This is a genomic window from Paenibacillus sp. GQ49, from assembly GCF_059759055.1.
Genome location: NZ_JCAXEL010000002.1, coordinates 114,371 through 129,571, shown reverse-complemented (window position 1 = coordinate 129,571; position 15,201 = coordinate 114,371). Strand labels below are relative to the sequence as shown.

Genomic DNA, 15,201 nt, shown 5'->3' with positions numbered 1-15,201 from the left:
AGGTCAAATGAAACCCTTGAATGATCTGACATTGGAGCAAAAGGTAGGACAATTGTTGATGTGTGGATTTCACAGTCAGCACGCAGATGAACAGATTACTGGATTAATCCGTGACTATCACGTCGGGGGTGTCATTTATTTCCGGCGTAATGTCGAGAGTATAGATCAATTGACACGGCTGTCCGCCGAACTGCAAGATATGGCTGCTGAAGCGGGGGCCCTACCACTCATGATTTCGGTGGACCAGGAAGGTGGCATGGTTGCACGGATTGACCAAGAGGGAATGACCCAAGTGCCGGGTAATATGGCGCTTGGTGCGACAGGCAATCCGGAATATACCCTAGAGTGTGCCCAAATTCTGGGTCGTGAGCTAAAAAGCATTGGTATTGATATGAACCTTGCGCCAGTGGTCGACGTGAATAACAACCCACTTAACCCGGTTATCGGTGTGCGTTCGTATGGTGAACATGCTGAGAGTGTGGCCACTCATGGCGTAGCAGCCATCACCGGATATCAATTACAGGGCATAGCTGCTACTGCCAAACATTTTCCGGGACACGGAGATACCGCCGTAGATTCTCATCTTGGTATGGTTACAGTACCTCATGATCGAAACAGGCTGGAACAGATGGAGCTTGTACCGTTCCGCAAGGCGATTGAGGCCGGGGTTGATGCTATTATGACAGCTCATGTGATGTTCCCTTCGATTGAGCCCGAGCCCATTCCGGCTACGTTGTCACATAAGGTGTTAACGGGTCTGCTACGTGAGGAGATGGGTTTTGAAGGCATTATTATTACAGACTGTCTTGAAATGCATGCGATATCCAAGCCATATGGGGTAGCTGAAGCTGCCGTTCGTGCTGTGGAAGCAGGAGCAGATCTGATTCTGGTGAGTCATACCTTGCAAGATCAGGTTGCTGCGCTGGAAGCCATTGTGGAAGCAGTTCGAACGGGGCGAGTATCGGAAGAGGTTATTCATCAGGCGGTGGAACGCATTATGACATGGAAAAGAAAGCGCTGCAGCCAGCAGAATGATCTTCTTGTTTCGCCGAAAGCGAGTGAAACGGTCGAAGCTACCGATGTCGAACCTGTTGATTGCACTGAATCCACTAAACCCACTGAGCCCAACGAATTGACGTTGTTCAAGATTGCTTCAAGCAGTATTACCATCGTTCATAATGATGGGCTGTTGCCGTTGGACCCAGAGAAGGACGTATATGTCATCTGGCCTGAGGTTGTGCAACGGACAGAGGTGGATGAACCATGGTCCCACACAGAATCGTTGGGTATGGCGCTATCGCAGCTGCGGGGCAGAGTTCGTGAGCGTAAAATAACGACTCAGCCTTCATATGAGGAAGTAGATCACATATGGAAGGATGTGTCAGATAATGAACAAGTTATCGTATGTACGTACACATCGGCAGGTCAACTTCCGAAAGGGCAACAGTATTTGGTTGAAAAGCTTAGTAAGAATCATTCCCTGATTGTAATTGCTTTGCGCAATCCATATGATCTGCTGGAGATTTCGAGGCCGGGAAGTTATGTGTGTACGTATGAGAATACACCCGCAGTTGTTCGGGTACTGTCCCAGGTGTTAACCGGAGGACTGCAGCCAACAGGAAGTCTGCCTGTCCGTTTGCGCTAGACGTATTCAATCCTTACATCTCTCTGTGATATGGTGTTAATTGACCATCTCCCGGAGAGATTTTTTTGTTGAAATTTTCTATTGGTTAATTTTGGGATATGAATGCCGAAAAGATAATTGATAGATAACTATTTTCATAGTATTTTCCTTCTATTAAAAGTTTACAATTCTCCTCTTAACTTTTTAGCAACTTTTCCCGGTTCCAAGCGTCTAATAATATGACTTTTTGAGGGGGATATTTATAAAATGGGAGCAGAAGGAGCCAAAGACAAAGAATGAATTTGAAGAAGAAATTGTCCATACTTACCGCTTTTGCTGTGTTTCAGGCGTTTGCAGTGATTCCTGCCAATGCACAATCAGCAGATCAGAGCGATACTACATCAGTGAATACAGCCAAAGTTAAATCCGTGGAGGTTGTGAAGAAAGAACAGACCATCGCGGAATCCGAAGTGAAATCCGGAACAAACACGCCAACATCAAATAATGAAACAACTGAAGAAGTGAACCCTGAGACAGATGTTCCTACAGGAACAGACGCGACTCCTGTTGAGCCGGTAATTGAACCTACGGAGGAAGAAGGTACAGCTGAGGAAACACCAGCACCTGCACCAGTAGAAGTGGAGCAACCATCTACAGGCGGTTCATCTGTTGCTGGAGGCGGGGGTGGAGACCTCACTCTTTATATGAACAGTAATAAAATGATGCAAGATGGCAAAACGTATCTTGCTGGACAGCCAATGGCTGTTAAAAATGGTGTATCCTATGTAGCGATCCGTGCTCTCGTTGATCGGGTTGGCTATGATGTTAAATATGATAACACAACCAAAGAAACGATCATTATTAGTGGTGAAGATGAGTTGCGTTTCAAAACAAACAGCAAGATCTATACCGTTAATGGTGTGTCCAGAACGATGAAGGGCGCGGCTTATCAACAAAAAAATACGTTCATGGTGCCGTTGACTTCAATTACACAGGCTCTGGACATTACGTATAAAGTAAATCAATCTGCCAAAACGGTTGTATTGAATCTGAGTACCAAACCGGTGGCAAGCTTCACGGTACAAAAAGAGGTCTTTGCCGGAGACCAGGTAACCTACACAACCAGATCCAGCTCTCCCAAGGGACTCAGCATTGTAGATGAGCGTTGGACAGGTCGTCAGGATTCATTCGACCAACCAGGTGTATACACAGTAACCTATGCGGTCCAGGATTCAAGTGGTCAATGGAGTGATCCGTATTCGGTTACGATTAAGGTTGAAAGACCGAATCTGCCACCTGTCGCAATGTTTACGACAGATAAAGAAGAATACAAAATGGGTGAGAAAATCACTTATATTGATCAAAGTACAGATGATGAGAACGCAATTGTAAAAACAGAATGGGATAACAATGCACTTGCATTCTTTGTTCCAGGACCGAAGACCGTAACGATTACAGTTACCGATAAACATGGTGCTAGCGATAGCTATACCAAGATGATCAATATTACGGGCGAAACGCTTTATAGTTTGACTGATTTCAATCAATTGTTCACACCAGTTGGTGAGAAGTTCACTTTTGACGGTGGTGGAGTACCGGCATTGGAGAAAGTACCTTTCACGTATTATGACGAACCAAGTCTGCTGATCCGCAGTAACAGCCCGGAAACCGTGAACACAGAAGGCATTGTGTACAAGGAATCTTCCTTCGGACAGACACGCTTCATGATTCACCATGTGAACAACACGGGCAAAAACGTAAAAATGTATGTTGTAGCGACAAACAACAACGCATACACGGCGTCCATTGACCAGCAAAACATGGGCTTTGCAGGACCGTCTCCTTTTGCAACGGTAGCTGGAAAGTTGTCGATTGACCGTTGGTTCCAATCCATGCAGAATGGTACCGGACAAAAGAAAGTGTACATCCAGCCAGGAGAAAGCAAGCTGATTCTCAATGATCTGAGCGTTCTTCCGATGCAACAGGGACAAGTCATTTCCTTGTATTCCGATGTATTCAGTGATTATGAACTGGATTACAACATTATCATGATCGAAGAAAACAAGGACCCGATGGAAGTGTTGTCGAGCCTGCCGGTTCTAGATCGTGATGGTGTTCACAACCGCGGAACGTACCCGAATGCAACACGAATCATTACGTATGATCAGGAAATAGGATCGAAGCCTGCACGTCTTCCACTTGGAGACAATGCAAGTGATCCAAACCTCGTGGGAACGGACCCTATGGCTTTCACAGAAGCATCCAACGCAGGTAACTTCGGTGTATTATACAAAATTACATTGAATAATGTTGCTCCGCGCACGTTGATTTCATTCAACCCTCGTGGAGGCAGATACTCAGGTGTGGCACTCGTGAACGGACAGGTCGTTCAGATTTCCACAGGTAAATCTGTAACTGCACCTAATGAGCAAAGCGTAATGTATCGCACAGGTTCGTACGGCGAGAGTGTAACTATTCTCTTCTCGGCGGCACCAGGCAGTAACTTGCCTGTTAACCTGCTGTTCACGCCGCTTCCGGCTGAAAAGTAATATCATGAACATGCACGGACGGTTTGGAGTGAAAGCTTATATCATATATACCCGTTCACCCCAAAAGTCGCCCGAACGATTGATCATCTGAACCGTCAGGAAGGGACTCCATAAAAATGTAATGTCATTAGCTCAAGCTAGACTAATGGCAATGCATGTGCATGGAGTCCTTTTTATGTGATGTTGGAATGACCTAAACCGGTGTCTTCGTTGACTCTAATCGTAATTTGATGCATTATTAGAGGTATACAAGAAAGCAAAAGTTTTCGCTTTTGCCGAATAAACTGTCGCTCTATGAATGATGCAAAATGCTCGTATGACAGGAGGTGCTTTAGATCATGCTGTCGACAGAACAGATTATTTCGACCATGTCCTCACAGGGGCTTCGCATTACCGATCAGCGGAAAACACTGGCCCGGTTATTTGCCGAGTCTCCGGGGTATCTTACACCCAAGGACGTCTATGAATATATGGGTAAGACTTACAGCGGACTGAGTTTTGACACAGTATATCGTAATTTGCGGGTGATGCAGGAACTGGGTGTACTGGAACAGGTCATCTTCGAAGATGGCGTTAAATTCAAAGCGCACTGTAGTGAAGATCATCATCACCATCATATGATCTGTCTGAAGTGTCAGAAGACATATCCTATTATTTTTTGCCCGATGCAGCTTGCGGATGCGCCTGAGCAATTTCAGGTTGTAGACCACAAGTTCGAGGTATTTGGATATTGTAAGGACTGTGCAGAACATGCTCCGGCCAAAGCGGCATCGGGACATACGCACGCTCATGGGAAGCACTGACCATGAAGTTATCGCGCAGAATTGCTCAGGCACCCATTCGGGTGTACCGCAACTATATCTCTCCATTAACACCGCCAACATGTCGGTTCTATCCGAGCTGTTCGGCTTACGCCATGGAGGCGATTGAAGTGCACGGTGCGCTCAAAGGTTCGTTGTTAACAGCGAAACGTATTGCCAAATGTCACCCGTTTCATCCAGGCGGTGTAGATCTGGTGCCACCAAAGGCGGAAAAGTCTACTCTGGTATCAGAGTAACGTTATAGCCGGAAGCATTCAGTTGGCCTGAAGGCAGGCCAGGATTGAACTTGAGGATGCTGTCCACTTGACAAAGGGGTCCGCATTTCAGTATATTTTTCCTATATATGCGAGTTCAAAAAGTCTAGTTTTACTTTTTGAACAACTTCTATATGATTTCCAGTGAAGGGATAAGTACAGACACACCCCCAGTGCAGAGAGCCGGATGAGCTGAGAACCGGTCTGGGAGGAGGATGGAACATGGTCCCGGAGGAACCTCTTTCGAGCGTGCAGACAGTGATTTCAGAGCTGCTGTCGTAAGGCTGAGGCGTGATCCAGCGTTAATGGGCGGTCGAAGGACCGACAGAGCCTGTGTTTTGCGAAAAACATGGGGAATTTGGGTGGTAACACGTGAGAGCAACTCTCGTCCCATAGGGGCGGGAGTTTTTTGTGTTCTTTTTTAGTTGTTTTGGACGAAGGGATCACATGAAGCAGGAACATTTGAAGGAGGAGAAGTCATTCATGGCTGACCAAAAAACATTTTATCTGACAACCCCGATTTATTATCCGAGTGACAAATTGCATATTGGGCATGCGTATACAACTGTGGCGGGAGATGCGATGGTTCGTTACAAGCGTTTACGCGGTTATGATGCTCATTATCTGACAGGAACCGACGAACATGGCCAGAAGATTGAGCGCAAGGCACAAGAGAAAGGACAGACACCGCAAGCTTTTATCGACGATATCGTTGTGGGGATCAAGGAACTGTGGAACAAGTTGGACATTTCCAATGACGACTTTATCCGTACAACCGAAGAGCGTCACAAAACCATTGTTCAGGATATCTTTGACCGTTTGCTGAAACAGGGAGATATCTACAAAGGTGAGTATGAAGGCTGGTACAGCATTCCGGATGAGACGTATTACACGGAGACTCAACTGGTGGATGTAGAGAAGAATGAGAAGGGTGAGATTATCTCGGCCAAGAGCCCGGATAGTGGACACCCGGTTGAATTGGTCAAAGAAGAATCCTACTTCTTCCGTATGAGCAAATATGCAGATCGTTTGTTGAAATATTATGAAGAGAACCCAGGCTTTATTCAGCCGGAATCCCGTAAGAATGAGATGATCAACAACTTCATCAAGCCAGGTCTTGAAGATTTGGCCGTATCGCGGACTACATTTGAATGGGGCGTCAAAGTTAAAGGCGATCCAAAACACGTGGTTTACGTGTGGATTGATGCGTTGTCCAACTATATTACAGCTCTGGGCTACGGTTCATCCGATGCATCTCTTTATAACAAGTTCTGGCCAGCGGATGTTCATCTGGTAGGGAAAGAAATTGTTCGTTTCCATACGATCTACTGGCCAATTATGTTGATGGCATTGGATCTGCCTTTGCCGAAGAAAGTGTTTGCACATGGCTGGTTGTTGATGAAGGATGGCAAGATGTCCAAATCCAAAGGTAATGTCGTTGATCCAGTGACTCTGATTGACCGTTACGGTCTCGATGCACTGCGGTATTACCTGCTGCGTGAAGTACCGTTTGGTTCCGATGGTACATTTACACCGGAGAGCTTCGTAGAACGTGTCAACTCCGACCTCGCGAACGATCTGGGTAACCTGTTGAACCGTACCGTTGCGATGGTAGACAAATATTTTGAAGGCAAAGCCCCTGCGTTTGCTTCGAATGTAACGGAATTTGATGCTTCGCTGGAAGAAGCAGGCCATGCTACAGTGGAAAAAGTGGAACAGGCGATGGAAAACCTGCAGTTTTCCGTAGCACTGACGGCGATCAGCCAGTTTGTCAGCCGCACCAACAAATATATTGATGAGACGCAGCCATGGGCGCTGGCTCGTGATGAAGCAAAACGCGATGAATTGGCATCCGTTATGGCTCACCTGATCGAAAGCTTGAGAATTGCTTCCATTCTGTTGCAACCATTCCTGACACGTGCTCCTCATAAAATCTGGGCACAGCTTGGCATTCAGGAAGGTGAACTTACGGCTTGGGATACAGCCAAGCAATGGGGTCTGGTTCCAGCAGGAAACGCCTTACAAAAAGGGGATCCAATCTTCCCGCGTCTGGATTCCGAACAGGAAATTGCTTATATCTCCGAAGCAATGACTGGTGGCCAAAAAGCAGCACAACCTGAAGCAAGTCAAGCAGATGCTGGAGCTTCGGCAGCTGTTGAACCGGTAACAGCACCTGAAGGTACCGAAGAGATCGGTATTGACGATTTTGCCAAAGTTGAACTGCGTGTCGCACAAGTCATTGCCTGCGAACCGGTCAAAAAAGCGGATAAGTTGCTGAAATTGCAGCTCGATCTGGGTTATGAGCAGCGCCAGGTCGTATCGGGAATCGCGAAGTTCTATTCGCCAGAAGAGATGGTTGGACGCAAAGTCATCTGTGTGACCAACCTCAAACCGGTGAAACTTCGTGGTGAACTGTCTCAGGGTATGATCCTTGCAGCATCACATGGCGACCAGCTTACACTTGCTACAGTGCCGGACAACATGCCTAATGGCGCACAAGTAAAATAAAATATAAATGAATATATAAATAGTGTCGTAACTATGACTCAAGGTGGCCCGATGTAATTCGGGCCTCTTTTTTTGTTGGAAGAATTCGCATCTGACGGGAAGAGAACAAGCATATACTGTTATGAACTCCGTACTTCAGGAAAGAATGAATAGGACGGGATAGCTTGACAAGTAGGTTCAGGTTACCTATAATTCTTTCAGTAATGTTTACGATTAAGAGATGCGGAGTGAATCATAATGACATTTTATAAAATGCAACATCAAGTTCAGGATAACCGGGCTGGGAAGACGGGCAAAAGAGGCAACATGAAGTTATTGTGGACGGGTTTGCTTATTCTCACTTTGCTGGTATTGTCAGCGTGTGGGCAGGAAAGTTCCAATAGTGCGAAGATTGTGGAAGGCAAGGTAAACGTTGTCACGACATTTTATCCTGTATATGCTTTTACGACTGCAATCGGTGGTGAGGATGCCAATGTTATTAACCTGCTGCCAACGGGAGTAGAGCCACATGACTGGACTCCGAAGAGTCAGGATATTGTTAATACGTCCAAGGCACAGCTGTTTCTCTATAATGGAGCTGGACTGGAAGGATGGGTGCCAAATTTCCTGAAGTCGCTGAATAGCGATACACAGGTGAAGTCTGTTGCCGTTAGCGAAGGGGTTAAACTGTTAACTGCTGAGGGTGATGATGGGCACGGTCACGGTGAAGAGCACGAAGACGAGCATGCAGATGAACATACAGATGAACATACAGATGAGGCTACCAGTGAAGATGTCGCTGATCATCATATTGATCCACATACGTGGGTTAGTCCGAAATCAGCCATGATCATGGCTGAAAACATCAAAAATAGTCTGGTCGAGGCAGATCCTGATCACAAAACAGGTTACGAACAACGTTATGAAGAGCTTCGTACGAAGCTTGAGACGCTGGATCAGCGTTTTACAGATGAATTGGCTAACGTACCAAACAACGAGATTGTTGTCTCGCACCAAGCGTTTGGCTACCTTGCACGTGATTATGGATTAACTCAGCATGCCATTATGGGACTTTCCCCGGATGCTGAACCGACAGGACAGGATATTGTGAAGCTTGCGAAACTCGTTAAAGATGAAGGCATTAAATACATTTTCTTCGAAGAGCTGGTATCTGACAAATTGGCGAAAACATTGGCAAGTGAAGCAGGAGTGGAGACCATGGTCCTTAATCCGGTTGAGGGATTGACCAAGGAGCAGGCAACAAACGGGGATGATTATTTCACCCTCATGGAGAAAAATTTGCAAAATCTGCTGATCGCATTAAAATAAGATAGAATGAAGTATTCAGATCGAAGAGTCTTTACCGTTCACGGTGAAGGCTCTTAGGACGCTATGGGATTCTTATATATAATGAAGGGCGGCTTTGCCATGCAGCAAATCATGTCACTATGTCATGATCCAATTATAGAGATCGAGAAACTATCATTTTCCTACGGGGACCAGCGAGTGATTGAGAATCTCGATTTTATGGCCCAGGAACGGGACTTTGTCGGGATTATCGGTTCCAATGGGGCGGGTAAAACGACATTGCTGCGCATGCTGGTAGGACTTCTTCCTCCTGCGCAGGGAGATATCAAACTATTCGGAGAGTCGATCCGCAGGTTCAAGGACTGGGACAGAATCGGGTATGTGCCACAAAAGAATGCATTTAACCCGTTGTTTCCTGCGACCGTTCGTGAAGTGGTCATGTCAGGCTTGTATAATAACAAAAACATGTTCCGTCGTATGTCTCGCAAATGTCAGCAACAGTGCACGGATGCGATGCAGGTCATGCGGATCGAGGATCTGGCGAACAAACGTATTGGTCAATTGTCCGGCGGGCAGCAGCAGCGTGTATTTTTGGCACGAGCGCTTATCAATCACCCGGATCTGTTGATTTTGGATGAACCCACTGTAGGTATTGATGCTGAATCACAGGCCAGTTTCTTTGAACTGATTACCCATATGCATGAACATCACCGCATGACTTTTCTAATGGTGTCTCATGATATGGATCGAATGGAGAGTTATCTGGGTTCTGAAGCTGCGGTAACGAATGGCAAAATTAATTTCCATGTCCGTCATTCACATGAGGTACAGGATTGTGCTGAGACCAATCTGCAACATACCACTGCACAGGTACGCTAGCCGTATTTATGGCCCATTAGATTAGAGTATGGCCGAAGGAGTCGTGTTTGTTTTGGAAATATTAATGAGTGATTTTTTTCAGCGTGCCCTGGCGGGTGGGTTGTTAATTGGCATTACCGCTCCGTTAATCGGACTGTTCCTGGTCTTACGGCGGTTATCCATGATTGGAGACACCTTGTCTCATGTGACTATTGCCGGTGTTGCACTTGGATTCCTGATTGAAGTGTACCCCATTGCAGTGGGCTTGATATTTGCCGTGCTTGCTTCATTTGCGATAGAGAAATTGCGCAAAGCGTACAAGAGTTACGCCGAATTATCGATTGCCATTATCATGTCCGGTGGCGTGGCTCTTGCTTCCTTGTTCTTCACGCTGGGCAAAGGGTATAATGCAGATGTCATGAGTTATTTGTTCGGCAGTATATATACATTAGACGCTACGGATCTGAAGCTCGTAGGTGTGGTTACGCTGATCGTGGTAATTGTAGTGGCATTGTTACATAAGGAATTTTTCCTGCTCAGCTTTGAGGAAGATGCGGCAGCGGTTACAGGGTTGCCTGTGAGAATTCTGAACATGTTGATCACTGTGATGACAGCACTTGTCATAAGCACGGCGATCAAGATTGTCGGTGCGCTTCTGGTGTCAGCGCTATTGACCATTCCGGTAGCAGTCAGCCTGTTGATGGCCCGAAGTTTTAAATCCGCTATTATTTTGTCCGTGGTGATTGGCGAAATTGCCGTAGTCCTTGGACTGGTTGTAGCAGGTATCTGGAACCTCGCACCTGGAGCAACGATTGTATTACTGCTGATCATGATGCTGATTCTGACGATGATTGGAAAAAAAGGGTTCCGAGCCTGACGATTGAACGAGCAAGCACGTGAGCCCGGGGAAGGGAGACATCCGCTTCATGCCTGATGTTAATGTATGGATGGCTTTTGTAGCAGGTTTGGTCTCATTTATATCACCTTGTTGTCTTCCGTTGTATCCATCATACCTCTCCTACATTACAGGTATGACGGTGCAACAATTGAAGGATGACCGCAATCAGCGCGAAGTCCGCTTTAAGACCATGACGCATACGCTGGCGTTTATTTTAGGCTTCTCGGCTGTATTTTATTCGCTTGGCCTTGGTGCGGGACTGTTTGGCCAATTTTTCAATGATAACCGTGAACTGATTCGGCAATTGTCTGCGATTTTGATTATGCTTATGGGGTTGTTTTTGCTTGGTGTGTTTAAGCCACAGTTTCTAATGAAGGAACGCAAGCTGGATATGAAATGGAAACCAGCAGGCTATCTGGGCTCTTTTATATTTGGCATCGGTTTCTCAGCAGGCTGGTCGCCGTGTATTGGCCCTATTCTAACAGCAATCATTGCTATGGCTGCAAGTGAGCCCACAACCTGGCTGGCGTTGATTACAGGTTATACGGCAGGGTTTGCAATCCCGTTTTTCATTTTGGCCTTTTTCATCGGTTCAACACGCTGGATCTTACGGTATTCCAATGTCATGATGAAAGTCGGAGGAGCATTAATGTTGTTCCTTGGGGTATTGCTTTTCACAGATCAGATGACGAAGATTACCATCTGGTTGCAGCAGATTACACCAGACTGGATGGTTATTTAAACGGATGAACTGAATTCGAATTTAAAAATGCATGACAAAGCAGGCTACATGTTAACCAGAGTCACTCTGGGTCATGTAACCTGCTTTTTAATCGTTTGTTAGGCATGCTTTTAACTGCATATGATTTTAGGCAATCCTGTTGTTCGTTTAGGTGAAGTAATCAATATTGGCTAGTGGGAAATGTTCAAAGATTCGTTCCGTAATGAATTCGCGCAGCGCATCTTGCTGGTCATCCTTATACACATACTTGTACTGACCCCAGCGTCCCCATTTCATTTTACGTTTCTCGATATCCATCTCCAGCTTGGTTTTAGGATAACGCTTCTCAATGGTTGCTTTGGCCGTTTTGGTAAAACGGTGCTGGATCATCTCAAAGGTAAGATCCTTGGTTGCTTCCTCTGGAAGTGTATCTGCCAGCTTCTGCAACAGATCCGAGTATCCTTCTTCCCAGCCTTCATACCACATAATCGGAGCGATAATGAATCCCAGGGGATAACCGGCGTGTGCAATTTTGCCAGCAGCTTCAATGCGTTCCTCAAATCTGGAGGTAGCCGGTTCAAAGTTTTTGATGACATAATCCGAATTGACACTAAACCGGATACGGGTGTGTCCGTTATGTTTAAGGTTCAGTAACGGATCAACGTGATGATATTTGGTTACAAACCGCAAGCGTCCATATTCTTCTTCCGCCATAAAACGAATCAGGTCACTTAAATTCTCCGTGATATGCTCGAGTCCTACGGGATCAGACGTACAGGCAGCTTCAAATCGTGTGATTTCAGGCGAGCGTTCTTCAATGTATCCTTTTGCAGCCTGAATGATCTCCTCGGTATTAACATAGACACGGACATAAGGTTTTGCACCAAGTGTAGTTTGAAGATAACAATAATGGCAGTGCCCCATACAGCCTGTAGAGATGGGAATGGCATATTCCGCTGAAGGTTTCGACTGGTCAAACTTGAGTGTTTTGCGCACACCAACGACCAGAGTACGCTTCGCCATCCGATATTTTTCTTGTTCGGTTTCACCCGGCAAGTTTGTGATTCGGTTATGGGATGTGGTCATCTGATAAGGTATGTTTTTGGATGTCACCCACTCCATAATCCGTTTGCCTTTATCATATTCCAACGCACCGGGTTCAAAATACACCAAATCGGGAATAAAAGGTTTAGTGCCTTTTGCTTTACGAACGGGCGGTGAGGCTACACTTGTACTCACGAAATCACTCCTTTCTATGCGGAACTTTGCTTAGTTTGCCTCGTTTGGGGAGAAGTCACGCCTGCCAATTACTTGTGAAACAGCGCGCTCCGAACTGTGCAGGACTTGCCAATGCGTATTGATAACATGTATCATTATAAGATAGGGACCAGGCACGAATAGGGGCCGGTCAGAGAGAAAAGAGGGAAGCAGATGCCAACGCCCAGTATGGAAGATTATTTGGAGCGTATATACAAATTAATTGATGAAAAGGGCTATGCTCGTGTGTCTGATATAGCTGAAGGACTGGAAGTACATCCTTCATCGGTGACGAAGATGATCCAAAAGCTGGACAAAGACGAGTACCTGATCTATGAAAAGTACCGCGGACTGGTGCTTACGCCAAAAGGCAAAAAGATGGGCAAACGTTTGATGGAGCGCCATCATCTGCTTGAACAATTTTTGACAACGATTGGTGTTCAGGAACAAAATATCTACAATGATGTTGAAGGCATTGAACATCATCTGAGCTGGGACTCCATTACATGCATCGAGTCCTTGGTTGAATACTTCCGTCAGGACGAGAGTCGGTTGCGTGACCTCAAAAATCTTCAGGATGTCATGAGTAATACAGAATCTTAAGTTTCAGCAGTGGAATACACATGGTGATATACAATGAATTGTATCCTGTGATCAAAGGATGCTTCTTGCCGTTTCAATGGCAGGAAGCATTTTTTTTTGTGCAATCACACCATAATTTGGTGATTTTCGCAACCAAACGATTGGTAGGAGCGTCTATTAAACTAGTAGAATTTACCGCAAATTTATAATGATTTTGGAGGACTGCACTAATGAACGTTCGTAAAGGATTGATGCTGCTACTCATTTTTGTACTTGGATTACAGACAGCAGGCATGACGGCACAAGCAGCCGGGCAGAAGGAAATCGCTATTTTTCTAGACGGCAACCGTTTGGAATCGGATGTATCACCCTACATCTTGCCCAAAGTAAATGTAACGATGGTGCCTCTGCGTGTTATTAGCGAAGGACTGGGGGCGTCTGTTCTCTGGTCTCAAGCTACTCGTACCGTGACCATTCAGAAATCCGATTCGGTCATCTCTATGACGAGCGGACGCCAGCAGGCGACGGTGGATAACGCTGTAGTTGGTCTGGATGCATCGGTCGAATTGAAACAGGGTCGGGTCATGGTACCCATTCGATTTGTCAGTGAGAACCTGGGCATTCGAGTGAACTGGAATCAGACTGCCCAGACCATTGATCTGAACACAGGAGACGAATCAGTCCCAACTCCTGAACCAACCCCGGTAACCCCAGCGGAGCCTGGAGGCACGGGCACTGTACCAGCTTCTGAAGAGATGCGGGGAGCCTGGATTTCCACTGTGAATGGAGACTGGCCTACATCTGGTGCCAAGGGAAATGTAGAGAAGCAAAAACAGGAGTATACGAAACAGCTAGATACGTTGCAAGGTATGGGCATTAATGCCGTATTTGTCCAAGTGAGAGCAAATGGGGATGCCATCTATCCTTCAGGTCTGGTACCTTGGAACAGCGTATTGACAGGAACACAAGGTAAAGATCCAGGTTATGATCCCCTCGCGTTTATGGTTGAGGAAGCACACAAACGGGGCCTGGAGTTCCACGCTTGGTTTAATCCGTTTAGAGCAACGAACTCAGCGAGTACATCAAACTTGGCAGCAAACCACATCTCGAAGCTTCATCCCGACTGGATTGTGAATGCATCGGGCAAATTGTACATTAACCCGGGTATCCCGGAAGCCAGACAACATATTATCGATACGATCATGGAAGTGGTCAATCAGTATGATATTGATGGCGTACATCTGGATGATTATTTCTATCCGTCCAATGTGACTTTTAATGATGATGCAGCCTTCAAAACCTATAACACATTGAATACCAAAGACCGTGCTGAATGGCGTCGGGACAATATCAATCAGTTCGTTAAGCAGCTCGGGCAGAGTATTCACAACGTGAAAGCTAACGTTGAATATGGAATTAGTCCATTTGGTGTATGGCGTAACAAATCCGTTGATCTGACAGGTTCTGATACCAAAGCAGGAGTAACAGCGTATGACAGCATGAATGCAGATGTGCGGACATGGATTAACCAGGAGTGGATCGACTATGTCGCTCCGCAGGTGTATTGGAGTATGACACTGAACGTAGCCCGTTACGACAAAGTCGTTGACTGGTGGGCGAATGAAGTGGCTAACACAAATGTAAAATTGTATATCGGTCACTCACCTTATAAGTTAGGTACGCCAGAGATTGGCTGGCAGACATCACAGGAGATCATCGATCAGCTGAACTACAACAAGAAGTATTCTTCGGTTAAAGGGGATATATTCTTTAGTTCACAGTACCTGACGAAAAACCCTCTCGGCCTAATTGCCAAATTAAAAGCTTATTATGGTCTCTAAA

Annotated in this window: 12 protein-coding genes; 11 read left to right on the top strand and 1 reads right to left on the bottom strand. The window is 45.9% G+C overall.

Features of this window, described 5'->3' with window-relative positions:
- Nucleotides 1–7: 7 nt before the first annotated feature.
- From nagZ to AC6CIF_RS05145, 9 genes are all read left to right on the top strand, one after another.
- Complete coding sequence (nagZ, locus tag AC6CIF_RS05185; protein ID WP_498198349.1) at nt 8–1,645, top strand: beta-N-acetylhexosaminidase; 1,638 nt, start codon at nt 8–10, stop codon at nt 1,643–1,645.
- Nucleotides 1,646–1,920: 275 nt separating this feature from the next.
- Nucleotides 1,921–4,173, top strand: coding sequence for a stalk domain-containing protein (locus AC6CIF_RS05180; protein WP_498198347.1), 2,253 nt, complete (start codon nt 1,921–1,923; stop codon nt 4,171–4,173).
- 338 nt (nt 4,174–4,511) lie between these two features.
- Nucleotides 4,512–4,976: a Fur family transcriptional regulator gene (locus AC6CIF_RS05175; RefSeq protein ID WP_017687564.1), complete on the top strand. Its 465-nt coding sequence runs from the start codon at nt 4,512–4,514 to the stop codon at nt 4,974–4,976.
- 2 nt (nt 4,977–4,978) lie between these two features.
- The gene (yidD, locus tag AC6CIF_RS05170; RefSeq protein ID WP_091018158.1) at nt 4,979–5,230 is read left to right on the top strand and encodes a membrane protein insertion efficiency factor YidD; all 252 of its coding nucleotides are present in this window, start codon (nt 4,979–4,981) and stop codon (nt 5,228–5,230) included.
- A gap of 465 nt (nt 5,231–5,695) precedes the next feature.
- On the top strand, nt 5,696–7,756 hold the full coding sequence (metG, locus tag AC6CIF_RS05165) for a methionine--tRNA ligase (protein WP_498198345.1): 2,061 nt from the start codon (nt 5,696–5,698) through the stop codon (nt 7,754–7,756).
- 237 nt (nt 7,757–7,993) lie between these two features.
- On the top strand, nt 7,994–9,064 hold the full coding sequence (locus AC6CIF_RS05160) for a metal ABC transporter solute-binding protein, Zn/Mn family (protein ID WP_498198343.1): 1,071 nt from the start codon (nt 7,994–7,996) through the stop codon (nt 9,062–9,064).
- Between the two features lie 99 nt (nt 9,065–9,163).
- A complete protein-coding gene (locus AC6CIF_RS05155) occupies nt 9,164–9,922 on the top strand; it encodes a metal ABC transporter ATP-binding protein (RefSeq protein WP_498198341.1) in 759 nt (252 codons plus the stop codon).
- A gap of 52 nt (nt 9,923–9,974) precedes the next feature.
- Nucleotides 9,975–10,778, top strand: coding sequence for a metal ABC transporter permease (locus tag AC6CIF_RS05150; protein ID WP_017687569.1), 804 nt, complete (start codon nt 9,975–9,977; stop codon nt 10,776–10,778).
- A 49-nt stretch (nt 10,779–10,827) separates the two neighbouring features.
- Entirely contained in the window at nt 10,828–11,541 is a 714-nt protein-coding gene (locus AC6CIF_RS05145) for a cytochrome c biogenesis CcdA family protein (RefSeq protein WP_498198339.1), read from the top strand.
- Nucleotides 11,542–11,688: 147 nt separating this feature from the next.
- On the opposite strand, the gene splB is transcribed toward AC6CIF_RS05145, so the two are convergent.
- Nucleotides 11,689–12,759 carry a spore photoproduct lyase gene (splB, locus tag AC6CIF_RS05140; RefSeq protein ID WP_498198338.1) on the bottom strand — a complete coding sequence of 357 codons (1,071 nt, stop codon included), beginning with the start codon at nt 12,757–12,759 and terminating at the stop codon, nt 11,689–11,691.
- 192 nt (nt 12,760–12,951) lie between these two features.
- Between splB and mntR the strand changes: the two genes are divergently transcribed.
- Both mntR and AC6CIF_RS05130 read left to right on the top strand, forming a co-directional pair.
- The gene (gene mntR / locus AC6CIF_RS05135) at nt 12,952–13,380 is read left to right on the top strand and encodes a transcriptional regulator MntR (RefSeq protein WP_036614415.1); all 429 of its coding nucleotides are present in this window, start codon (nt 12,952–12,954) and stop codon (nt 13,378–13,380) included.
- Between the two features lie 209 nt (nt 13,381–13,589).
- Entirely contained in the window at nt 13,590–15,200 is a 1,611-nt protein-coding gene (locus AC6CIF_RS05130) for a family 10 glycosylhydrolase (RefSeq protein WP_498198336.1), read from the top strand.
- Nucleotide 15,201: the final 1 nt, after the last annotated feature.

Excerpts from the sequence above, each read along its gene's own strand:
- AC6CIF_RS05175 (WP_017687564.1), top strand. The coding sequence starts at position 4,512 with ATGCTGTCGACAGAACAGATTATTTCGACCATGTCCTCACAGGGGCTT.
- AC6CIF_RS05180 (WP_498198347.1), top strand. The coding sequence starts at position 1,921 with ATGAATTTGAAGAAGAAATTGTCCATACTTACCGCTTTTGCTGTGTTT.
- AC6CIF_RS05130 (WP_498198336.1), top strand. The coding sequence starts at position 13,590 with ATGAACGTTCGTAAAGGATTGATGCTGCTACTCATTTTTGTACTTGGA.
- metG (WP_498198345.1), top strand. The coding sequence starts at position 5,696 with ATGAAGCAGGAACATTTGAAGGAGGAGAAGTCATTCATGGCTGACCAA.
- nagZ (WP_498198349.1), top strand. The coding sequence starts at position 8 with ATGAAACCCTTGAATGATCTGACATTGGAGCAAAAGGTAGGACAATTG.
- AC6CIF_RS05145 (WP_498198339.1), top strand. The coding sequence starts at position 10,828 with ATGCCTGATGTTAATGTATGGATGGCTTTTGTAGCAGGTTTGGTCTCA.
- AC6CIF_RS05155 (WP_498198341.1), top strand. The coding sequence starts at position 9,164 with ATGCAGCAAATCATGTCACTATGTCATGATCCAATTATAGAGATCGAG.
- mntR (WP_036614415.1), top strand. The coding sequence starts at position 12,952 with ATGCCAACGCCCAGTATGGAAGATTATTTGGAGCGTATATACAAATTA.
- AC6CIF_RS05160 (WP_498198343.1), top strand. The coding sequence starts at position 7,994 with ATGACATTTTATAAAATGCAACATCAAGTTCAGGATAACCGGGCTGGG.
- yidD (WP_091018158.1), top strand. The coding sequence starts at position 4,979 with ATGAAGTTATCGCGCAGAATTGCTCAGGCACCCATTCGGGTGTACCGC.